The organism is Tissierella praeacuta (assembly GCF_040396155.1).
Classification (GTDB): domain Bacteria; phylum Bacillota; class Clostridia; order Tissierellales; family Tissierellaceae; genus Tissierella; species Tissierella praeacuta_A.
In genome coordinates this window covers 19,250-42,468 of the sequence record NZ_JBEBOY010000018.1, presented here as the reverse complement: position 1 = coordinate 42,468, position 23,219 = coordinate 19,250, and the positions used below count along the sequence as shown (strand labels likewise).

The window sequence follows — 23,219 nt, the reverse complement described above, 5'->3', positions numbered from 1 at the left end:
TAGCTGTTTACTCTATAATTTTAATATACATTATTAGGGGGGCTATTATCATGTTAACAATTGAAGACTATATTGCTTCAAGAAAGAAAAAAGATAAATTGGATGAATTTGATTTCCAGAAACATTCAGAAAATATGGGAGCGGTTATTCAATATGTAATGGAGTATTTTAATGAGTATTTAAATTTGGAAGATTATAGTTATGAGCAAGTTAAAACACAGCAAGTGATTGATAAGTTTAAAGAAGGAATAATTGAAAACTTTCCAACAACTTATGAATTTATAATTTCTTATTATTGGTCAAACAAAAAACGTATAGATAAACTAGTATCCAAGGCATATGAAGAAATTGAAGATATAGAACTGTTTTATTTACCAGAGGATGACATAAAGGTTGCGGAGTATGTCTGTAAAAAGAAGTTAGGAGTTACTGCAACTGAAGAACTATTAAGTAATATAGCAACAATGTCAAAGGAGTACCGACAAACCCAAACAGAAGAACCTATTATGTCTGACATGAAGGAACTTGACAATGCAATTTCAGATTGGGTAATAGAAGTTTATAGAAAATATAAAGTAGATTTGTTAGATTATGCAAGGGGAATTTCATATAAATTTTATGAGAAATATGTAGATCATGAATATGATAGACAGACCGAAGCTTTTTACTATATTAATAAATATGATTATAGATATCAGGATAATCCTTTCAATATTAATGATATCTATAATAGAAATAGACATCGTGAGTTTATAGAGGGTCATAAAGGTGAGCTGGAAATGTTGATAATGTATTTTTGGTTATTCGAAGATGTACATGATCAAGATTACTGGCCAGAATATGTAAAACTATGTATTGAAAATGAAAGGGTAAGTTTAGCAAAGAAAAAAAGAATATTAAATCCTGTGTTTATTCAGGGGTTGAGTTATCCCTCTGATATACATTCGAATATAAAATATATAGAAACTAAGAATGGGATATTAAAAGAAGATCCTGGACAAAATTATGTTCTTTCAATAATATATGAAAAGTCAAATGATGAAATTTGGAAAGACAGAGATGCATTAGACAATATAATAAAGAACCTTCATTTAAGTTTTAAGCAGTTTGGAGCACCAAAATTATTGGAATTTTTATCCCCTTATCAAGCACCTGGCTATACGAAAGAGAAATTCTTTGAAAAATACCAAGTGTTTGAGAAAGGCATGAGACGATATACTAAAATGAAAATAGCTGTTATCAATGGCTATACAAGGAGAACTAAGGATAAAGAATACTTGTTTTCAACAGTTGAAGATATTGCATGTCTAAGAAATACATGTAAAGAATTAAAGCTACAATTGAAACTGTCAGTAGATTTTACTGATACAAATAGAAGAAATAAGATAAAGAAAAATATGGATGATATGATTAACACTCTTGCAGGTATGAGAAATCTTATAATAGGTATTCACATTAATGAAATAGATTCCTGGGGTGTTAATAGACATATTTATTACAATAACAAAAGGCGTGAATATATAAATTCAATGGACTATACTACAATGTCTACTTTCATGGCTGGTTTAACAACCATTCTTCAAGACAGCAGATCTAGGTACTTTATACCAAATACAGTTAAGGATTCCGAAAAATTAGAAACACTAATAGATACGTTATATCGAGTAGGGTGTTGTTTTGAAAGTGAGGAAACAGAGAATGAAGAATAATACCCAGAAGGTTAATATTGAAAATGAGGAAGAATACATTAAATGGTGCAAGAGTATAAAGGTAGACGAAAAAATAAATCTGTTTAATCCATTGATTAATAAACATAATAGTGAAATTGAAATCAGAAAAGCAAAAGCGAAAAACAAATTTAAAGATTATTTACCTTTTAGCGTTCAATATAGATTGAAATACGAAAGACATCCAGAAAATAGTGCGGTTCTTAATATAGATGTTTCAGATGAACATAGGAATAGGGCCTATAGATTTATGCATTGTTTTATAGAAATGGTACAGGCATTAGGAGGAACTGTACTTGTTGACTCTCAAAATAACGATAATACAGTGATTAGGTTTCCTTACGGTATTGTTGAGTGCTCGCTGGTTGAAAAAAGAGGTAAATATCGAGATGTTAAGTTAAAAGATACAAAGACAATGAGACCATTATATGACCCAATTAATACGGGTAAATTTATTTTTAAGATTTATACAGTAAATAAAGATAGAAAACAACAAAATGAAATTATTTATGATGAAGAGAATCTATCGTTACATGATCAGATTACAGATATATTTATTGCAATTCGTCCTATATTAATAGATTTAACTAAAGAAAGTATGGAAATTGAAGAAAAGCGTAAAAAAGAATATGAAATGATGGAATTACAATGGGAAAAAGAAAAGAAGGAAGAAGAGCAAAAGAAACATAAAGAGAATAGAATTAAGCAGCAATCTATAATTGGGAAACATATTGAAAAATGGGAACATATAAAGTTGATAGAGGCATATTTAGAAGAAATAAAAATTTATGCAGAAGATAAACCACAGGATATTAAGAAGCTAATAGAACAGTATTGTGACTATGTTTTAGATTTATTTGACAAAAATGAGTTTTATATAGGTATAATAGAGTTTATTCAACAAGCAAGTAATATGGATATTTTGGAGTAAGTTTGTGTGTTATAATGCTAATTAATTTTATACTTAGGGTTAGTATTAATATAGGTGTTGAAATGAAAGATAATAAGTGAAGTCACCTGAGTGATAGGAGGTATTAAGAGGTGCTAGAAAAGCAAACATCAACAGATTTTCATATATATAATATATGAAAAATTCCACATTCTTTTGATGTCTTTATTCATAAAGAGAGCTACATTTATCTCTCAGTGTGTTGTTTATTGGTAAATTTTGATATATAATGAAAACAACCATTTTAAAATAAGAGGTTGTTCAAAAATATTGTTTCAATTGTTAATTATTAGAGATAAAATGACTTGTTAGCAAGAGGGTACTACGCCTTGATACGAAATTTCAAAAGAGGTGATATTACTTGCCATATACAGTTAAATCTACAGAGAAATTAAGAAAATCTTGTGCTGAAATGGAAACTAAAGCACTTCTATATTTAATGAATTTCCGTGATGATAGTGATGAAATTCATTACTTTGTTGTTGATTTTTTTAATGATTTAACAGGCATGGATAGAACATCGTCTAAACTTTGGGATATACAGTCTAAAGGTGCCTCTAATTCATCTCCTAAAGCTATAGGAAAAGAATTGGTAACACTATATAAAAACTTCTTAAGTGATTTGACTTTTAGTAATCTCATTCTTTTCTTAGGAGGAGTTTCTAATACTGTTCGAACTGATGATTCTAAAAATATTTTTGGCATAGAAAATATAAAGAAAGAAGCCCTAACTAAGGTGATAGAAGGTCTAAAAGAAGAAAGTAAAAATAAAACATATATAAATTCAAGTCAAATAACGACAAAATCGATTGATGATTTTTTAAAAAAAGTTCTTTTTGTGATTGATGATAAGCCTGCATGCGATTATGTGCGAGCTATCATAAAAGACCATCCTCATATTATACCTGAAGAAAATGTGCTTAATGCTATTTTTAATGAGATTAGAGATGAACAATCTAGCAAAAAAAATGGACATGCTATAGAGGGGCTTATGATTTCTACAAGTGATGAATCTTTAAACTATTATCGTCATTTGACAAATAATGAAATAAGATTAATGACTCTGCAAAGGATTATTAATCGTGACCCTGTCTCTCAAGGAGTACCTTTATCATTTATGCCGATTCTAAATCAGTGTCCACCAGAAAAACAAAAAGATATGATTGACGAGTGCAAAAGTTCATTGTGTAGAGCATTATTTAATAAAAATGCAGCTCAGAGTTTTTGGTCAATTTTTGAACAAATATATTTTATAATACTAAAGAACCCTTCTGATGATATTCAAAATTTATATAGTAAAGTAGATAAGACCTTAATTAAAAATTGTCCTGATTTTGATGTACTGTCGGTTAAGTATTTCATTTCAGTTGTAAAGGATGGGATTCAAGTATGATAATTAAAAAAATAGCTGTGGGTAATTTAGAGGAAGCTTTTATTGAAGATTCTCTATCTAAAGACTTTAATATAATCTCAAGCGATGATAATAATAAAGGCAAAACCATAATTATTCAGTCTTTAATGTATGCTTTAGGGAATGATCCAACATTTCCATCATCATTTTCTTATAAAAACTATTTTCACTTTGTTGAATTTGAGATAGGAGAAATCACATATTTCATTTGTAGAAGAAATGATGGATTTGTTCTAAAAACACCATCTGCTCTAATGATATTTGATAATGTATCAGAACTAAAAAGATATTGGAAAAAAAACATCTTTACCTTACCTAAAATATATAAAAATGAAATGTTAAGAATAGCGGATCCTGTCCTTTTCTTGCAATTATTCTTTGTAGGGCAAGATAAAAAAGCTACCTTTAATATTTCAAATGCTGGTTATTATAATAAAATTGACTTTATTAATATGTTGTTTGATTTTTGTGATTTGGGTTCGCAATATCTAAGTACAGAAGACATTATTACTACAAAAAAACGAATTTCTCAATTGAAAGAAGAAAGAACCACCCTCTTAAAACAGCATAAAATATTAAAATCTCCGAAAACTGCTGCCAGTTATTTAAGTGCAATTAGCGATAAAACATCTTTTGGTGAAAAGATAAAACAGTTAGATAAAGTTAATGATAAAATAACTGAACTACGAAAAGAGCGAAACATCGCTGCAACTCGAAAGGCAAGATGGGAGGCCACCATTAAGGAACTTCGATCATTAAATAGAACTATTGATTGCGGAGAATTGCGTTGTATGGACTGTGATTCAACTAGTATTTCCTTTAGCACATCAAAAAAGTCCTCATATGCTTTCGATGTATCCACTGTTGCCATGAGGAATGAAATAATTAATTCTATAAATGAGAAAATAGCATCTTATAATGAAGAAATCGAAAAATTAACTTCATTTATAAACAAAGAACAAGATTACTTACAAAAATTGATGTTTGACGATAATATATCACTTGAATCAATAGTTGCATATAAGAATCAAATTGTTGATGCATTAGATACTGAAATTAGGATAAAGGAAATTGACTCTCAGTTAGATATATTAAATAACTCTCTTAATTCACATGAAGATAGTACAAAGGATCAGAAAGAAAAACAAAACAAATTAATAGACGATATCGTGTCTCTTATGATAGAAATATATACAACTATTGACCCTAATAGCAATTCAGCTATTGATGGTATATTTACGAAGCGAGATGAAGTATTTTCAGGCAGCGAGGCAACCATTTTTCATCTTGCGAAGTTATATGCGATTCAGAAAAATACAAGTCATAATTTTCCGATAGTTGTTGACTCTTTTAGAGCTGAAGACTTATCAACTTCAAAAGAAAAAATAGTGCTAGATTTATATAAAGAAATACAGAATCAGAAGATTTTCACAACGACACTAAAAACAGAAGAACTCGGTAAGTATGATGACTTAAGTTATATAAATAGTATAGACTATACGGAACATATGCCTAGCAAAATGTTAAATGATTCGTATAATTTAGAATTCAGAAAGTTGCTTTCTAATTTGTCAATTGAATTAAGTTAAAAATATATATATTTTAGCTCTTTGTCAAAGCATAAAAATTATAATGAGAATGCATATATTTCAATATAAAAATGTAGGAATATATGCATTCTTATTAAGTGTTTTTGTTACAAAAATATTTAATAAGAAAACATTTTAGAAATATGCACTGACACCAAGGGGGTACTAGATACTTACGACATCATTATTGTACTCTCAAGGCACGTTGAAGTTATCGTTAGGCTCGAAAAGCAATAGAATGTAGTAATATCAATAGTTTAAGCCATTAAGTGTGTAGATGACATTCAATGGCTTTCTGTTTTTGGAAACATGTCCATAGAAAAACATGAGGACTATGATGTGGCGAGATTGATTGTATTTGGAGATATGTAAAATAAGGAAATATAGGTTTATATGATAAAATCTATAAGGTACAATGATTATAACTATAAAATTATGGATTAAATTTTGTACAAAATATTTAGATAAGGGGTTAACCTATGGAACACCTTTAAAAATAATCACAGAAGTGATAATAATGGATATAACTCTACAAGAAATATCGTGTATAATTGATAATTATAAGGAGGTAAAAAAGATGCTACATATTGACCGTAATAGCAATCTGCCTATTTATCAACAAATTTATGAACAAATTAAAAGTGATATTTTATCTGGAAACTTCCCTGAAGGTTTACGTATTACTTCAATAAGAGCATTGGCAAGTGAACTAAAGGTTGGAAGAAATTCAGTTAAAAATGCTTATGAACAGCTTGTCTTGGAGGGGTATATAACAGGGATACCGGGTTCAGGATATGTTGTTAATAAATTGGATTTTTATTTACACCAAGAATTATCTGATTACCAAAAACATGAAAAGTGGTCAACTAGGCAATCTGATAACACTGTGAATAAAATCCGATATAGCTTCCAGTATGGAGAACTAGAAGCTGCAAGTTTTCCCAATAAGCTCTGGTGTACATATGTAGCAGATATTCTTGATGGACCACAGGCACAATTGGTGCATGGGCTTGGAGATGTGAAAGGAGATTTAGAGTTGCGGCAACAGCTAAAGCAATATTTGTATCGTAGCAGGGGTGTAAAGTGCGAAACAGAACAGATTATTATTTGTAGTGGTACACAACTTGCTTTGGAAATTATCATAAGAATTTTTCCATGTGGAAAGAAAGTTGCTATGGAAGAACCTTGTTATGATGGTGCAAGTACAGTATTTCAAAGTAATGGTTTTGAAATACAAACTGTCCCAGTTGATAAGAATGGTATTGACATAAAAAGACTTTCATCTATGTCCGTTCCTATGGTTCATATTGCTCCATCACATCAATTCCCGACAGGTGCTGTTATGCCAATCCAAAACCGAATGGAAATCTTAAATCTCGCCTATCGGCGTAATATGGTAATAATTGAAGATGACTATGATAGCGAATTTAGGTACAAAGGGCTTCCAATTCCATCACTGCAATCCATTGACCAAGCTGAGCGGGTGATTTATGTAGGCACTTTTTCTAAAGCTTTATCAGCAGGTTTACGAATGGCATATCTGGTATTGCCGTATTGGTTACTATCCACTTACAATAAAAAATACAGAGGATACCAGTGTACAGTTCCATTGCTTCAGCAAAGAGTTTTAGCTAAATTTATGCGAGATGGCCATTGGGAAAAGCATATTCGAAAACTATGTCTAAGTCAAAAAAGGAAGCATGATATCTTGGTTGATGCAATCAAAAAAAATATGGACGGTAAGGTTCGGATATATGGCCATGAAGCGGGATTACACATTCTAATGGAATTTACAGATGGACAGAAAGAAGATGTTCTTATTCAAAAAGCTTTAGCATGTGGTGTTCAAGTTTGTCCAGTATCCCCATTTTGGCTTAACAATGCTGCTAATCAAGGAAATTTCATTGTATTAGGTTATGGAAAGATTAAAGAAAAGGATATTGTGCCAGCCATAGAACTTCTTGCTGATATCTGGTTTAATAGTACTAATTAAAACAACAGCAGGTTCCAGTAAGGAATTGCTGTTGTTTTTTGTGAATAAACTTGCATATTACACTGCCACAATAAAAGGCTGTATATCGTTAAGGTAAGTCTTTGCATTTACATCTTCTTTATGTTTATGAAGTAGAACTGTGTCCTAAAAAAAGTTAATAACCGTCCCTTGATACGGGAACAATTTTAAAATATACTTATAAGCAAAAGAAAGTATATGGAGGGAATTTGATGTAATATAGAATGAAAACACACCAATTAACAGATGAAAAAATTAAGAACTTGTTACTTAGGGTACAAACAGGAAGTTTTTCCACTATTAATACAGACGGTACCTCTTATATTACCCTAATTCATTTTGTCTATATGGATAACCAAATATACATTCATGGGTTATCAAAAGGGCAAAAGATTGACAATAGCATTCGCAATGACAAGATTGGATTTTTAGCTTATGATATGCAGGGACTTCCTCTAGACCCAAATGGTGTGGTCTGTGACACCAATACAGAATATGAAAGTGTAATTATAACAGGAAATGCTACTTTGGTTGAGGATATAGAGGCAAAAAGAATAGTATTGCAAAATATAGTTCAGAAGTATACTCCACATTTAGCAGATTCGATACTTCCTGAACCTATGATTAAAGGTATTGCTGTAATACAGATTAATATTTTAGAGGTAACGGGAAAATACTATAATTAAAAAGATATTTTGAGGGAGTAAATATCAACATTATAAGTATAGTTTTAATAAAGATGGCAGAACACTATTAATAAAGGGAAAAAGCATACAAATGAGCATGATATATATTTCAAGATGTAAATGTATTATTCAATATAAAGAAATCAGCAAGTGGGTAAGGATCTATGTCAAGGATAGCTTGATGCTGAGATAGCGAGGTTCTGAATTAGTATTTAATTAGCTAACTTTTGTACCAGTATGAAAAGAGGGATAATTTGAGTGACAAGATATTATTGATAAATGATTTGCCAGGTTATGGGAAGGTGGCACTAGCTGCGATGATTCCCGTACTATCCCATATGGGTTTTGATCTGTATAATCTACCCACAGCATTGATTTCAAACACATTTGATTATGGAAAATTTGAAATATTGGAAACAACTGAATATATGAAAAACACAATATCTGTATGGAAAGAGCTAGGATTTAACTTTGATGGGATTTCAACAGGCTTTATTGTGTCTGAGGAACAGGTAAGACTTGTAGCAGATTATTGTCAAGAACAATCCCAGAAGGGCACCATAGTATTTGTAGACCCTATTATGGGGGATGGCGGGAAGTTATATAATGGAGTAACTAATCAAACTATAGAATACATGAGACAACTCTGTTCAGTTGCAGATTATATCGTTCCTAATTATACAGAAGCAGCATTTTTAGCAGGTGTAGATATTAAAAATGAAGGAATATCATTGGAAGAAGGATATGAATTAATAGATAGATTAAGAGAATTAGGTTCTAAATCTATTGTAATTACAAGTGTAAATCTTAAGGATAATACTGCTGTATTGGGCTACGATTCCAAAGAAGATACATATTTTAGCCTGTCATTTGAGTATGTGGCAGTCAGATTTCCAGGAACGGGAGATGTATTTTCATCAGTAATGATGGGAAAAGTGCTTTTGGGAGCACCTTTACAGGACTCTGCACAAAAAGCTATGGATTACGTAAAGGATATTATAATACTGAGTAAGGATAATGTAGATAAATTCAAAGGGATACCAATAGAAGCTTGGCTTGATAAAATGGATATATAAATAATCTGATTCTTTGAAGAATGAATAGTAAAAAGGAGTTCATAAACATGAGGAGAAAAGATAGAGAAATGGGTAGGGACTTTGGATACTATGTAATAGATAAGGCCAGATACGGAATACTCTCAATGATAGATGGTGATGAACCATATGGGATACCTCTGTCCATAGTAAGACATGAAGAAAATCTTTACTTTCATTCAGCTAAGGATGGAAGAAAGGTATGTACATTGACAAATAACCCGAGTGTCAGTGTAGCATTTGTAGGGGGGATAAGAATTCCAGATAACTTTACTGAAGAGGAATTAAAAGAAATAGCATCTGATGAATCTAAAGCTATATTATTGATTAGCAGTGTATTTACTACTGAATATGAATCAGCAGTAATAAAAGGCAAAGTTGAAATAGTTGAAGATGAGGAAGAAAGAATCAAAGCCATGAGGCTTATATGTGAAAAATATATCCCGACAAAGATGAAGTATTTTGATATGGCAATTAAGGCCGGATTAAAAAGAACGAATATATATAGAATCCGCATGGAAGAAATAAAATCTAAAAGAAAGAGATATGACAAACAAGGCAAAGAGATGAAATATGGGAGAATGGAATAAAATTTGGATTTCTATGATGAAGTGACTTTGGAAAAGTGCATAGATAATTAATATTAGAAAGAATAAAAACTTAGAAAAGAAGAGTGAGCTTAGGAATACTTATGCAGAGAGCTAAAGTTGGTGAGATTGAGCAAGGGATAGCAAGACGAACATGGTCTTAAAGTTGGGAGATCGAATCTATCTTAGATATCCACGTAGATGCACGTTATAGTCATAAAATGTTTATGGATTATTTCCAGCATATTTGATGAGGTATATACAGTAAGGTCTATATAAAATTGGAGTGGTAACATGAAGCTCCTATCCCTTTGCATTTTGCAAAGGGATAGGAGCTTTTTTAAATTTACAAAATAAAATATAAAGAATAAGAGTATGATAAAATGAACGAAAGGAAATTATATTTTGAAAATATACCCTTCCACCAAGGAATCACTGGGTTCTTACGACATCTTTATTGTCACCTCAAGGCATTGCGAGATTTGCGTCGAAATATGTCGCGTAAAATAACAAATGGTAATGTACGTTATATCCTCTATATGGTAAAATAAAGGAAAAGGCAGCTACTAAAAATTAATTTTCTTCTGACCTCACATTTAGAACGTGGGCTGAATTATTATGAAATGGGAGCAGTTGAGAACATATAGAAGACTGAGGCGGGCTTTTGTGCTTCTGTAGTGGAGGTTTAATGGAATTTTTATAGCTAGAGTAAGATTTATGAAAATATGCATCTTTTTGATAACTGCTCATATGAGCTTTAAGAAAAACTTTACAGTTGCCAGTTATAAAGAAAAACTTAATAACTGAATTAGAATGAAAATCTGAAATTAATGGGAGGTTTGAGACTTTGCAAGAGCAGAGATTTACAAAGGTGGATTGGTGCCTTTGTTAAGAAGTAGCTTAGAGTATATGGAGTTTTGAATGATTGACCCTTATGAAATGCCCTATTGAAACAATAAAGGGTATACAGTTTGGATTTGCCATCTTCAAAGCGAAATCAGAAGTTTTCGGGCTGAACGGATTTTGCGGATATAGTGGCCGTAAATGATAGAAATTCGTACGTTATTAAAGATAAATAAAAAAGAGTTGAAAAGAAGGAAGAAAAAAATGAATAGTGAGCGCATGAAGTTGCCTAAATTTCTCAAAGAAGTGGATGCACTTTCAAAGAATTTAAGCCATGAAAATATGGAAATGCTGATCCACGAAATAGCAAGAACGTGGCCTGAAAATAGAAGAAACAATTTGCTGCAATTGATGAGGTCTTATGAAAATATATCAGAGAGCGAATCCTACCAGAAGTGCATTGATGATGGAATATCTCAAATAATACTTAGCATAGAAAGCATTAAAGAGAGATTAACACAAATCAACTCCGCAAGTCGTCTTTTAGAAAGTGAATATAATGAAGAGTGGGATGACTGGTACAATAGTGATGTGGATGAGGTTCTCTTCTCTGACCCAAAGGGAATTTTAAAGGATATTAATGAAGCAATGGAATTAATTCATATCTGCGTTGATAGGGAGTTATATAAAGAGGGATATGAGCTTTCAGAAATTCTATCTGTATTGGAGGTTTCTTCGGAAGGGGATTATTGCGATTATAATGGCTCCCCTTTATATATGTATGAGTTAGATCAATATAATTTATTAGGGCATGAGTATATTCCGTTTGTAAAGGAATGTTTATATCTTACCTATATGGGAAACCAACTTGAAGATAGAGCAGATGAAATATATTGCATGATGGAAAATTTTAGGTGTTATGATATGAAACTTGAGGATATCATGCAATCTGGAAATGATGAATTGTCACAGTTTGATGCTTTTCTTCCGATGTGGATAGGATACCTCGGTGCACAAAAAAGTAAATCAGCGGAGAAATTATTAAGAGAAGCTCAGTCCATGATTCAAGATGAAAGCTGTCTATTGGAAAATGCAAGAAAATATGTGACGGAGCATCCTTCTTTGTATCAGCAGTTTTTAGAGATAAAACTAAATTCTGATGAAAGTGATAGCATGTTTCAAATTGGGATAGAAGCAATGGAGAAAATACCATCTTCTTATCTAGTCAGGAGCGAAATAGCACTTCTTACAGCGGAGTATGCAGTGAAATTGAATGATCCTGAGAAGATGGAAAAATGCTGGATCGAAGCATTTCGTTCTGAAACTACAGTGGTTAACTATATGCGAATAAGAATCTGCACTAATAATTGGAAACAATGGGAACAGGAACTTAAATTTATTATAGAACAGACTTATCAGAAAACGAAAAATCGAGATAAAAGTCTTTTTTACGACATGAATGCCGAGAGGGAAAATTATCTTTATCGAGAGGGCTATTGTACTATGCTGTTTTTTGAAGAACAGTTTGAAAGGATGTATTCTGTGGGTATGAATGAAAAGAATGCCCTTGGTTGGTCATCAACGTTTATGAAGCAGGGACTGGCATTTATGTTTTTGCTTCTGTTTCAAGGAGAAAAATTTCCGGAAGGTATGAAGGCAATGCAAGGCAGGGCAAAGTCTGCCTGCGAAATATCCGCTGATAAGTTTTATCGGGGAACGGAAATCAATTCTAAACTATCGGATAATGAATTGTTTTCACAGCTTTTCAATTCATGGAAGAATGAAGTACAACTGACAGCAGAGGAAACAAAGAAATGGTTAGAGAAAATTGAAAAATGGATTGCCGGCAGAGTGACTGGGATTATGGAAGGAAATCATAGAAACTATTATGGAGAGTGTGCTTCCTTTATTGCTGCATTTGGAGAAGTACAGGAGTCTCTTGGTATTCCTGATGCTAAGGCGCATATTATGGAGAGATATAGAAGTGAGTATTCCCGACGAAGTGCGTTCCACAAGGAATTGGTGACATATGGAATGAAAAAATAGATGAACCAATGATATTAAAAACAGCGGATGGAATATGGAAGTGGACATACTCCATCGATACAAAAGGAGATTATATGAACCTATTTCAAAATGCAGCAGAAAAATTAGAAAAGGAATATCAACTATTCCTGGATTATTTTGAGCTAAATGAAGTACAACTGTCAAAGCGTACAGGCCATATTGGGAAAAAGGATTGCTTTGCATTGAATGGTTTGTTTGATATAGTTCGGGAGAAATACCTGTCATATGGAAGGATGCAGGATTATTATACAGTGATTGATTTCTTTTATTTTTTCTCGATACGTACCGGTATCCTTCAGGTTATGAGCAAGAAGGGGAAAAGTATGACCGTTCAAAAGGGTCAAAGATATTCAATATTTTTCCATATGTCAGCTATGGAACGGTATATTCTTATGATGACGATATGGCTTGGGGAGTATCAGGAGGCATTGGGTGATTCTCGTTCGTCATTTATGAGAGGAAGAATATTTGAGGTGATTAGAAAAGCGAGGGAAGAGGAAGCACTACTGGATCCATTCAGAGGAAGGATAGCGTCACCCTGGGGAAGCCATTATATTCCGGAGATCCGTCTTTTTGCATTATTCCAATTGCTTCGTATTGAATGGTTGGAGGATAAAGAAGAGAATAAAGATAATAAGTTTCGAATTAAGACACTTTATCTGACAGAGGAAGGGTATGTCTGGAAAGATCTATTGGAAAAACAGGATAGGGTATTTGGGTATAATCCAGATGTCAGTACGGTGTTATCAACCATAAGGAATGTCGTAAGAGATGATACTGTTAACATGGAAGAGAAGCTGATGGGTTTTTGGGCATATCCGGTGGAAGCAGGCTCTCACACAATTAAATTTAAAATAACGATTGGTTCCTGTATCAGGAAAATAACAATAGGTGATCAGTTTACTCTGGAGGAATTGCATTATTTGATACAAAAAAGTGTTGGCTTTGACATGGATCATCTGTATTATTTTCAAATTGGCTCAGGAACTTCCCAAAGAAGGTACTATGCACCGGAGTGTAAGGATGAAATATGGCAGGCAGATACAGTTTTATTGGCAGAGCTTTTGCCTTATGAAGGAATGCAATTCGGATATTTATTTGATTTTGGGGATGAGTGGTATTTTCAGATTACAGTAGAACGTATATTGAATGAACATACACAGGAATGCGAGATAAGTGAGGTAAAAGGTGAAGCACCGGTGCAGTATGGTTGCGATTGGTAGTAAAAGGGGGATTGAGCGGTACATATATGAACAATATTGAACTGAAACGTAAGGTATGGTCATCTGCAGGTGATATACTAAAAGAAAGAAATTATATTTCGCCTGTGGATTTGCTGATGAAGCTGGGAGTATTATCATATCAAGATTATGAGAACTGGAGATTTCATCGGATACCTTACCTGGAAAAGGTATGTAAAACCAACTTGAGTAAGCTGTCATTAATTATGAAAGAGCTTAAGGCATATGCCGGAGAAAATCAATTAAAAGCTTCCTGGACAGCATATTATCAATGGGGAGTTAAAGGGAAAAAAACACCCCTGCACTTTAGTAAATACGGAGAACCTAATATAGAAGAAGCTTATGCTACACACTTTGTTCTCATGAATAAGGGAGACACAGAGGCATTATAAGAGCATTTACCTATTACTGAAGAATAACAGCCAATATAAAGCAAGAATGTCGTAAAGATATCCAGACGCTAAGGGGGCACTAGGCTCAAAGGGCATCTTTTTTATCTCCTCAAGGCATGTGGAGTGCGTAATAGGAATGCAAAGGAAAGATACGTAGAAATCCTTAATTTTCAACACTTTACGAGGTATGTCACTTTTACTAAAGATGGTGATGATTTTAGAAATAAGGAATTGAGAAATAAAATTGAAGTATCAGTAGTTTTAGATATGGAGTGTGTAGATATGTTGATAGATGATTAAATCAAGATATTCAGCAATATTTATACATGTAATGCTAAGTAAAATTAAATTAAGTATAAATAGAAAAAGCCGTTTTCTTTATTGAAAAATAAAGCAAGCGGTTTTTTTGTACCCAAAATGAAGGGAGGAACAAATTTGAATGCAAAGATAATTGCCATAGCCAATCAGAAAGGTGGTGTGGGCAAAACAACCACCTGTGCCAACTTAGGCATAGGGATGGCTTTGGAAGGTAAAAAGGTTTTGCTTGTAGATGCAGATCCACAAGGTAGTTTATCCATTAGTTTAGGATTCCCACAGCCGGATAAGCTTCCAACAACCATTGCAACAGTAATGGGAAAGGTTATTACAGACACAACTATTGAGCCTAGAGAGGGCATCTTACAACATTATGAGAGGGTAGACTTACTTCCTGCAAACATTGAATTATCTGGTATGGAAGTATCCCTTGTTAATGCTATGAGCAGGGAAACAATACTTAAACAATGCCTTGATATGGTAAAGAAGGATTATGATTATATACTTTTAGACTGTATGCCCTCTTTAGGTATGCTGACGATTAATGCCCTTACTGCATCTGATAGTGTAATCATTCCAGTACAGGCTGATTATCTACCAGCAAAGGGATTGGAACAGCTTTTACAGACCATTGGAAAGGTACGTAGACAGATAAACCCTAAACTAAAAATTGATGGTATTTTATTGACTATGGTAGATGGGCGTACCAATTTTGCAAAGGACATTAGCAGCTTGGTAAGAGAAACTTATGAAGGCAGTATTAAAGTATTTAAAGCAGATATACCTCGTTCTGTAAAAGCCGCTGAAATCAGTGCAGAGGGGAAAAGTATTTTTGCCCATGACCCAAAGGGAAAGGTTGCTGAAGGGTATGGAAATTTAACCAAGGAGGTGTTGAAAATTGAAAAGCTCCGCCAAAAACATAAAGCTGACATCAGTAGATGATTTATTTTCCACAGAGGAAAGTAGGGCTGATGAAAACCGGGAAAAGATAATTGAAATCCCCTTAATAGAATTACATCCCTTTAAAGACCACCCATTTAAGGTAATCGATAATGAAGCTATGTTTGACACAGCAGAAAGTGTTAAACAATATGGTGTTCTAGTTCCTGCCATTGCAAGACCTCGTGATGAAGGTGGTTACGAACTTGTGGCAGGACACCGAAGAAAAAGAGCCTGCGAACTTGCAGAATTAGAAATAATGCCTGTCATAGTCCGTAACCTTGACGATGATGCCGCCATTATTATCATGGTTGACAGCAACTTGCAAAGAGAAAATATCTTACCAAGTGAAAGAGCCTTTGCTTATAAAATGAAATTAGATGCTATAAAAAATCAGGGTGCTAGGAATGATTTAACTTCCCGACAAGTTGTCGGAAAGTTAGAAACAGCAGATATTGTAGGTAAGGAAGGTGGAGATAGTGGCAGACAGGTACAGCGTTTCATCCGTCTTACCCATCTTATTCCTGAAATACTTTCGATGGTAGATGAAAAGAAAATAGCCTTCAATCCTGCTGTAGAAATATCCTTCCTTAAAAGTGAGGAGCAAGCTGATTTACTTGAAGCTATGGATATGGAACAGGCAACTCCCTCACTTTCACAGGCACAAAGATTAAAGAAATTTAGTAATGAGGGGAAGTTAAGCCTTGAAGTCATGAGCGCCATAATGAGCGAGGAAAAGAAAGGGGATTTAGATAAGGTAACCCTCACTGGAGATAAGCTAAAAAAGTATTTTCCCAAATCATATACACCTAGACAAATGGAGGAAACCATTATAAAACTCCTTGAAGGATGGCACAAAAAACGAACAAGGGATCAAGAAAGATAGATAAATATAAGCAGGAAAAGAGGTGATAGAGATGGCAGTTTTTAGAGTGGAAAAAACACGGGACTATACAGTGATGTCAAACCATCATTTAAGAAATATAGAGCTTTCCCTAAAGGCAAAAGGCTTATTATCCCTTATGCTTTCTTTACCAGAAAACTGGGATTATACGACTAAGGGACTTTCTATGATATGTAAGGATGGCATAGATAGTATTAACAGTGGAGTAAAAGAATTGGAGACTAATGGCTATGTGATTCGTAGGCGGTTAAGGAATGAAAAAGGGCAACTGACTACTACAGAATATACTATTTTTGAACAGCCCCAAAGTCTTGATATTATTGATACTCCACCTAAAGGGGAAAATCCAATACTGGATAATCCTATCTTGGATAACTCGGCGCAGGAGAAGCCAATACTGGAAAATCCAATCTTGGAAAAACCTAAACAGGCTGAGCCTATCTTGGGAAAACCCCACCAATTAAGTACTAATATATTAAATACTAATTCACTAAATACTGATTTATTAAATACGGAGGTATTAAATCCTTATCCATCAAATCCCTATCAATCAAATAAAGAACCACAAGAAAAAAAGATGAGATACGATGAGATTGGATGTGATGGTCTAGCAGAAATAAAAGAAATGGTTTTAAAAAATATTGAATATGAGTATATCAAGAATAACCATAACCGTGAGCGTTTAGATGAAATCGTAGACCTAATGGTAGAAACTCTATGTTCTACAAAAGCCATAATAAATGTTGCAGGAGATGATTACCCATCACAACTTGTAAAGGAAAAGCTACTAAAGATAAATTGTCTGCATATTGACTATGTCTTTGAATGTCTTGATAAGACCACCACTTACATCCGTAACATCAGGCGGTATTTACTGGCTACCTTGTTTAATGCACCATCAACCATAGATAGTTATTACTCAGCATTGGTAAATCATGATTTAAACAGAAACCCCTAAAGGCATTTTGTACCTGATACAAGAGGATTACAAAATGTCTTTTTCTATGTCAAAAACAGAAGGGAGGAGCTTCCTATGCAGGAAGAAGTAGAAAATAGAACAGTAGCACTTGTGATAAGCGGTACAAAGCTTACAGCAAGAAGTTTAAAGGCAGCTATTCTTAAATATTTAGCATGGCGTAAGGATAAGAAAAATCACCCTGAAATTCCTCAAGGTAAGCAAAGTATAAAAGACCTTGCCAAGCAAAATGCAGGAATGACTAATATTGAAATTACAGATAAAAACATTAAAAGCTTTGAAAGATCAGCAAGAAAATACGGTGTGGATTTTGCTGTTAAAAAAGATAAAAGTGTAAGGCCATCTAAATATCTGGTCTTTTTCAAGGGAAGGGATGCAGATGCCATTACTGCCGCATTTGCAGATTTTACAGCTAAAATGGTAAAAAGAGCAGAAAGACCTTCCGTACTTTCACAGCTTAAAAAGTTTACCCAGCTTGTGAAAAATACAGTTACAGATAGGGTGAAAAGTAAAGATAGGGAGCAAAGCCTATGAATACAAGACTAAAAAGAATACTAATTCTAAATATCCCCTATCTATTTCTTGCCTTGTTTTTTACCAAGGTATCACAGGCATGGAGACTTGCCTTTGGATATGATATGGGACAAAAGATTCTAAACCTAATGAATGGTTTTAGGCTAGCGTTTGATAACCCACTTCCAAGTTTCAACCCAAAAGATTTACTATTTGGTATAGCTATAGCTCTTATTATTCGCCTTACAGTTTATCTAAAGGGAAAGAATGCTAAGAAATATAGAAAAGGAATAGAATACGGCTCTGCTCGTTGGGGTAATAGAGAGGATATTCGCCCTTTTCAAGACCCCGTATTCCAAAATAATGTGATACTAACTGAAACAGAAAGGCTTATGATGTCTAATCGTCCCAAAGATCCAAAGAACGCAAGAAATAAAAATGTACTAATCGTAGGTGGTTCTGGCTCAGGAAAGACAAGATTTTGGCTAAAGCCAAATCTAATGCAGTGTCATAGTTCCTATGTGGTTACAGATCCAAAGGGCAGTATTGTGGTGGAGTGCGGGAAGTTATTACAGCGTATGGGATATAAGATTAAGATTCTTAACACCATTAATTTTAAGAAATCCATGCACTATAATCCCTTTGCCTATATCAAAAATGAAAAAGATATTTTAAAACTGGTTACCACTTTGATTGCCAATACCAAAGGTGAGGGCAAGGCAGGTGATGATTTTTGGGTCAAAGCAGAAACCCTACTTTACACAGCCCTTATTGGCTATATCTATTTTGAAGCTCCAGAGCATGAGCAAAACTTTTCCACACTTATTGAATTTATCAATGCCTCAGAAGTAAGAGAAGATGATGAGGACTTTAAAAATCCAGTAGATTTAATGTTTGATGCCTTAGAGGAAAAAGACCCAGAGCATTTTGCAGTAAGACAATATAAGAAATATAAATTAGCAGCAGGGAAAACTGCAAAATCTATTCTTATCTCCTGTGGTGCAAGACTGGCTCCTTTTGATATTAGAGAATTAAGGGAAATTACTGCCTATGATGAAATGGAATTAGATACCTTGGGAGATAGAAAAACAGCCTTGTTTATCATAATCAGTGATACAGATGATACTTTTAACTTTTTAGTATCTATGGCATATACCCAACTTTTTAATTTGCTTTGTGATAAGGCAGATGATGTATATGGTGGAAGGCTTCCTATTCATGTAAGATGTCTAATTGATGAAGCAGCTAATATTGGGCAGATTCCAAAACTAGAGAAACTTATGGCAACCATTCGTAGCCGTGAGATTTCAGCCTGCCTTGTATTACAGGCACAAAGTCAATTAAAGGCTTTATATAAGGATAATGCGGATACCATTATCGGTAACTGTGACAGTATGATCTTCCTTGGAGGTAAGGAAAAAACCACCCTCAAGGATTTATCAGAAACCCTCGGAAAAGAAACTATTGATATGTTCAATACTTCCGATACCAGAGGGACACAAAGGAGTTATGGGCTTAATTATCAAAAGCTGGGAAAGGAGCTTATGAGTATGGATGAACTTGCTGTTATGGATGGAGGCAAGTGCATTTTACAGCTAAGGGGTGTTCGCCCATTTCTATCGGATAAGTATGACATCACAAAGCATCCTAATTACAAATACTTATCGGATTTTGATAAAAGAAACACCTTTAATATTGAAAAGTATCTATCCACAAGGCTAAAAGTAAAATCTAACGAGGTTTATAATGTTTATGAAATAGACCTTGAAGATGAAAATAAAACCGCTGACTAGGCGGTTATTTTAATTCAAAATAAAATAAATTAGGAGGAAATGATTATGGCATTTTTTAATTCGGCAGTAGATGTATTACAAACATTGGTAGTTGCTCTTGGTGCAGGACTTGGTATTTGGGGAGTTATTAATCTTTTAGAAGGCTATGGTAATGATAATCCAGGAGCAAAATCACAAGGGATGAAACAGCTTATGGCAGGCGGTGGCGTAGCACTGATTGGCATGACCCTTGTACCCCTTCTTTCAGGGTTATTTGGTTAAGGTAAAAGATTATGCAAAGCATCATCGACAGTATTACTCAGTGGCTCACGGAGCTATTAGTAGGCGGTATAACGGATAACTTGTCGGGGATGTTCGATAACGTCAATCAAAAGGTTGGCGAAATCGCAGGTGAAGTAGGGATGACACCGTCAGTATGGAATGGCGGTGTCTTTTCCATGATACAAAACCTCTCCGAAACAGTGATTATTCCTATTGCCGGCATTATCTTGACCTTTATCATGTGCTACGAACTGATACAAATGGTCATAGAAAAGAATAATATGCATGACTTTGAAACCTTTATGTTCTTCAAATGGATATTTAAAACCTTTGTGGCAGTAATGATAATAACCAACACCTTTAATATCATTATGGGAATCTTTGATTTATCCCAGCATGTTGTTTCAGGTGCAGCAGGTGTCATTATAAGCGATACTAATATAGATATAAGTTCTGCCATAGCAGATATGGAAACACGGCTTTTGGCAATGGAACTTGGACCCCTCTTTGGCTTGTGGCTACAAAGTATGTTTGTTGGATTTACTATGAATGCCCTTACTATCTGTATTTTTGTAGTTATCTACGGGCGAATGGTAGAGATATATTTAATGACATCCCTAGCACCTATACCCTTTTCTACAATGGCAAATAGGGAGTGGGGCAGTATGGGGCAAAACTATTTAAAATCCATGTTTGCCCTTGGCTTTCAAGCCTTTCTCATTATGGTATGTGTAGGGATTTACGCAGTCTTGGTACAATCCATTGCTACAGATGCTGATATTATGAGTGCAATATGGACTTGCGTAGGCTATACAGTTCTACTTTGCTTTACTCTATTTAAAACAGGTTCACTAGCAAAGAGTGTTTTCAATTCACATTAAAATAAAATTTAAATGGAAAGGAGTATTTTATGGCATATGTACCTATACCAAAAGATTTAAGTACTGTAAAAACCAAGGTAATGTTTAACCTTACTAAAAGGCAGTTGATCTGTTTTTCCATTGCCCTTGTGGTAGGTTTACCTATCTTTTTTCTTATAAAGGACAGCACTGGAACAAGTACAGCCACACTTATAATGATTTTTTCTATGTTGCCATTTTTTATGTTTGCTATGTATGAAAAGCATGGGCAACCACTGGAATTAATATTAAAGCATTATATTGAGGTGCATTTTATAAGACCTAAATACAGACCCTATAAAACAAAGAACTTCTATAGCCTTTTAATTAGGCAGAATCAGCTAGATGAGGAGGTAAAGTATATTGTTAAAAAAGCAAAATCAAGATGGTCCCAAGCTAACAAAAGAAGAAAAAAGAGCAATTAATACTGCAATAGTAAGGGCGAGGGGGAAAAGTAAAAAGGAACAATCAGCACAGGATACCATCCCCTATGAGCGTATGTATCCTGATGGGATTTGCAGGGTAACGGATAAGCTTTATACAAAAACAATCCGCTTTCAAGATATAAACTACCAGCTTGCCCAAAATGAAGATAAGACAGCAATCTTTGAAAGTTGGTGTGATTTTCTTAATTATTTTGATAGCTCTATTAAATTTCAGCTTTCTTTTCTCAATATGACGGCTAATACAAAGGATTATGAAAGTAGTATTCATATTAAATCACAGGAAGATGACTTTGATAGTATCCGTACTGAATATACCCAGATGCTTCATAATCAACTTGCCAAGGGGAATAATGGTTTAATGAAAAGTAAGTACCTAACCTTTGGAATTGAAGCGGATAGTATAAAGATAGCAAAACCTCGTTTAGAGCGTATTGAAAATGACCTTTGGAATGGATTTAAAAGATTGGGGGTGGTGGTAGACTCTATAGAAGGGAAGGAAAGACTAAAGCTATGCCACAATATCTTGCACATGGATGGAAATGTACCCTTTAATTTTGATTGGAAATGGATTGCACCATCAGGCTTATCTACCAAAGACTTTATTGCTCCATCTTCCTTTGAATTTAGGGAAGGGAGAAGTTTTAAAACAGGTAATAAGTTTGGTGCTATGTCCTTTCTACAAATCCTTGCACCTGAATTAAATGACCGTATTTTAGCAGATTTTCTTGATATGGAAAGTAATCTTTTACTGACCATGCACATTCAATCTGTAGACCAGACAAAGGCTATTAAGACCATTAAAAGAAAAATAACTGACCTTGATAAGATGAAAATAGAGGAACAAAAGAAGGCAGTAAGAGCTGGATATGATATGGATATTATTCCTTCAGACCTTGCTACCTATGGAGCAGAAGCAAAGAAATTATTACAGGATTTACAAAGCCGTAATGAGAGAATGTTTCTTTTAACATTTCTTGTTATGAATACAGCCGATACCAAACAGGAACTTGAAAATATTGTCTTTGGTGCAGCGGGTATAGCCCAAAAACATAACTGTCTATTAGTACGATTGGACTTTCAGCAGGAACAAGGCTTTTTATCTTCACTTCCCCTTGGACTAAATCAAGTGGAGATAGAAAGAAGTCTAACTACATCTGCTACTGCAATCTTTGTGCCTTTTACTACACAGGAGTTATTCCAATCCAGTGGTGAGTCTTTATACTACGGACTAAATGCCTTATCCAATAATTTAATTATGGTAGACCGTAAGAAACTAAAAAACCCCAACGGCTTAATATTAGGAACACCGGGAAGTGGTAAATCCTTCTCAGCAAAAAGGGAGATTACCAATATCTTCTTGATTACCACCGATGACATTATTATTTGTGATCCGGAGGCGGGTGCGACACGTTCGTAACTGAAAAGGTTACGCACAAGAGATAATTTAACTTAAATTAGTTCTTGGAGAACTGATAATCTGATAGGTGGAATGAGGGAGTAACGCCCCAAAACGCCTGCTTAATACTCCGAGTGGCATTTTATTAATTAAGTAATGAAGTGTCATAAGCTCGGTGAA

The 23,219-nt window shown here is 34.0% G+C and carries 21 protein-coding genes; all 21 read left to right on the top strand.

Going from position 1 to position 23,219, the window contains the following annotated elements; genetic code table 11:
- Positions 1 to 50: 50 nt before the first annotated feature.
- Positions 51 to 1,709, top strand: a complete 1,659-nt coding sequence (locus ABWP20_RS10330) for a hypothetical protein (RefSeq protein WP_353095719.1) — start codon at positions 51 to 53, stop codon at positions 1,707 to 1,709.
- A complete protein-coding gene (locus ABWP20_RS10325; protein WP_353095718.1) occupies positions 1,699 to 2,658 on the top strand; it encodes a hypothetical protein in 960 nt (319 codons plus the stop codon). Before ABWP20_RS10330 ends, ABWP20_RS10325 begins: the two co-directional genes overlap by 11 nt.
- 379 nt (positions 2,659 to 3,037) lie before the next feature.
- Positions 3,038 to 4,069, top strand: coding sequence for a hypothetical protein (locus tag ABWP20_RS10320; RefSeq protein ID WP_353095717.1), 1,032 nt, complete (start codon positions 3,038 to 3,040; stop codon positions 4,067 to 4,069).
- Complete coding sequence (locus ABWP20_RS10315; RefSeq protein ID WP_353095716.1) at positions 4,066 to 5,676, top strand: hypothetical protein; 1,611 nt, start codon at positions 4,066 to 4,068, stop codon at positions 5,674 to 5,676. Before ABWP20_RS10320 ends, ABWP20_RS10315 begins: the two co-directional genes overlap by 4 nt.
- Positions 5,677 to 6,253: 577 nt before the next feature.
- Positions 6,254 to 7,669 carry a MocR-like pyridoxine biosynthesis transcription factor PdxR gene (gene pdxR, locus ABWP20_RS10310; RefSeq protein ID WP_353095715.1) on the top strand — a complete coding sequence of 472 codons (1,416 nt, stop codon included), beginning with the start codon at positions 6,254 to 6,256 and terminating at the stop codon, positions 7,667 to 7,669.
- A 242-nt stretch (positions 7,670 to 7,911) separates the two neighbouring features.
- Positions 7,912 to 8,373: a pyridoxamine 5'-phosphate oxidase family protein gene (locus ABWP20_RS10305; protein ID WP_353095714.1), complete on the top strand. Its 462-nt coding sequence runs from the start codon at positions 7,912 to 7,914 to the stop codon at positions 8,371 to 8,373.
- A 254-nt stretch (positions 8,374 to 8,627) separates the two neighbouring features.
- On the top strand, positions 8,628 to 9,449 hold the full coding sequence (locus ABWP20_RS10300) for a pyridoxamine kinase (protein ID WP_353095713.1): 822 nt from the start codon (positions 8,628 to 8,630) through the stop codon (positions 9,447 to 9,449).
- A gap of 47 nt (positions 9,450 to 9,496) precedes the next feature.
- Complete coding sequence (locus ABWP20_RS10295; RefSeq protein ID WP_353095712.1) at positions 9,497 to 10,057, top strand: pyridoxamine 5'-phosphate oxidase family protein; 561 nt, start codon at positions 9,497 to 9,499, stop codon at positions 10,055 to 10,057.
- A 1,104-nt stretch (positions 10,058 to 11,161) separates the two neighbouring features.
- On the top strand, positions 11,162 to 12,943 hold the full coding sequence (locus ABWP20_RS10290; RefSeq protein WP_353095711.1) for a hypothetical protein: 1,782 nt from the start codon (positions 11,162 to 11,164) through the stop codon (positions 12,941 to 12,943).
- Between the two features lie 8 nt (positions 12,944 to 12,951).
- Positions 12,952 to 14,187 carry an IS1096 element passenger TnpR family protein gene (locus tag ABWP20_RS10285; RefSeq protein WP_353095710.1) on the top strand — a complete coding sequence of 412 codons (1,236 nt, stop codon included), beginning with the start codon at positions 12,952 to 12,954 and terminating at the stop codon, positions 14,185 to 14,187.
- An 11-nt stretch (positions 14,188 to 14,198) separates the two neighbouring features.
- The gene (locus tag ABWP20_RS10280; RefSeq protein WP_353095709.1) at positions 14,199 to 14,597 is read left to right on the top strand and encodes a hypothetical protein; all 399 of its coding nucleotides are present in this window, start codon (positions 14,199 to 14,201) and stop codon (positions 14,595 to 14,597) included.
- A 123-nt stretch (positions 14,598 to 14,720) separates the two neighbouring features.
- Positions 14,721 to 14,897 (top strand): hypothetical protein, encoded by a 177-nt coding sequence (locus ABWP20_RS10275; RefSeq protein ID WP_342293232.1) that lies wholly within the window; start codon positions 14,721 to 14,723, stop codon positions 14,895 to 14,897.
- Between the two features lie 135 nt (positions 14,898 to 15,032).
- Positions 15,033 to 15,854 (top strand): ParA family protein, encoded by an 822-nt coding sequence (locus ABWP20_RS10270; protein WP_353095708.1) that lies wholly within the window; start codon positions 15,033 to 15,035, stop codon positions 15,852 to 15,854.
- A complete protein-coding gene (locus ABWP20_RS10265; protein WP_353095707.1) occupies positions 15,811 to 16,737 on the top strand; it encodes a ParB/RepB/Spo0J family partition protein in 927 nt (308 codons plus the stop codon). Before ABWP20_RS10270 ends, ABWP20_RS10265 begins: the two co-directional genes overlap by 44 nt.
- A gap of 31 nt (positions 16,738 to 16,768) precedes the next feature.
- A complete protein-coding gene (locus tag ABWP20_RS10260; RefSeq protein ID WP_353095706.1) occupies positions 16,769 to 17,713 on the top strand; it encodes a DUF6017 domain-containing protein in 945 nt (314 codons plus the stop codon).
- 75 nt (positions 17,714 to 17,788) lie between these two features.
- Positions 17,789 to 18,265 (top strand): PcfB family protein, encoded by a 477-nt coding sequence (locus tag ABWP20_RS10255; protein ID WP_353095705.1) that lies wholly within the window; start codon positions 17,789 to 17,791, stop codon positions 18,263 to 18,265.
- The gene (locus ABWP20_RS10250; protein WP_353095704.1) at positions 18,262 to 20,037 is read left to right on the top strand and encodes a VirD4-like conjugal transfer protein, CD1115 family; all 1,776 of its coding nucleotides are present in this window, start codon (positions 18,262 to 18,264) and stop codon (positions 20,035 to 20,037) included. The genes ABWP20_RS10255 and ABWP20_RS10250 overlap by 4 nt, the downstream gene beginning before the upstream one ends.
- Positions 20,038 to 20,082: 45 nt before the next feature.
- Positions 20,083 to 20,298: a Maff2 family mobile element protein gene (locus ABWP20_RS10245; RefSeq protein ID WP_057994831.1), complete on the top strand. Its 216-nt coding sequence runs from the start codon at positions 20,083 to 20,085 to the stop codon at positions 20,296 to 20,298.
- Positions 20,299 to 20,309: 11 nt separating this feature from the next.
- Positions 20,310 to 21,179 (top strand): VirB6/TrbL-like conjugal transfer protein, CD1112 family, encoded by an 870-nt coding sequence (locus ABWP20_RS10240; protein ID WP_353095703.1) that lies wholly within the window; start codon positions 20,310 to 20,312, stop codon positions 21,177 to 21,179.
- Positions 21,180 to 21,208: 29 nt separating this feature from the next.
- Positions 21,209 to 21,622 carry a PrgI family protein gene (locus ABWP20_RS10235; RefSeq protein ID WP_353095702.1) on the top strand — a complete coding sequence of 138 codons (414 nt, stop codon included), beginning with the start codon at positions 21,209 to 21,211 and terminating at the stop codon, positions 21,620 to 21,622.
- The gene (locus ABWP20_RS10230) at positions 21,561 to 23,060 is read left to right on the top strand and encodes a VirB4-like conjugal transfer ATPase, CD1110 family (RefSeq protein ID WP_503012532.1); all 1,500 of its coding nucleotides are present in this window, start codon (positions 21,561 to 21,563) and stop codon (positions 23,058 to 23,060) included. Before ABWP20_RS10235 ends, ABWP20_RS10230 begins: the two co-directional genes overlap by 62 nt.
- Positions 23,061 to 23,219 lie beyond the last annotated feature (159 nt).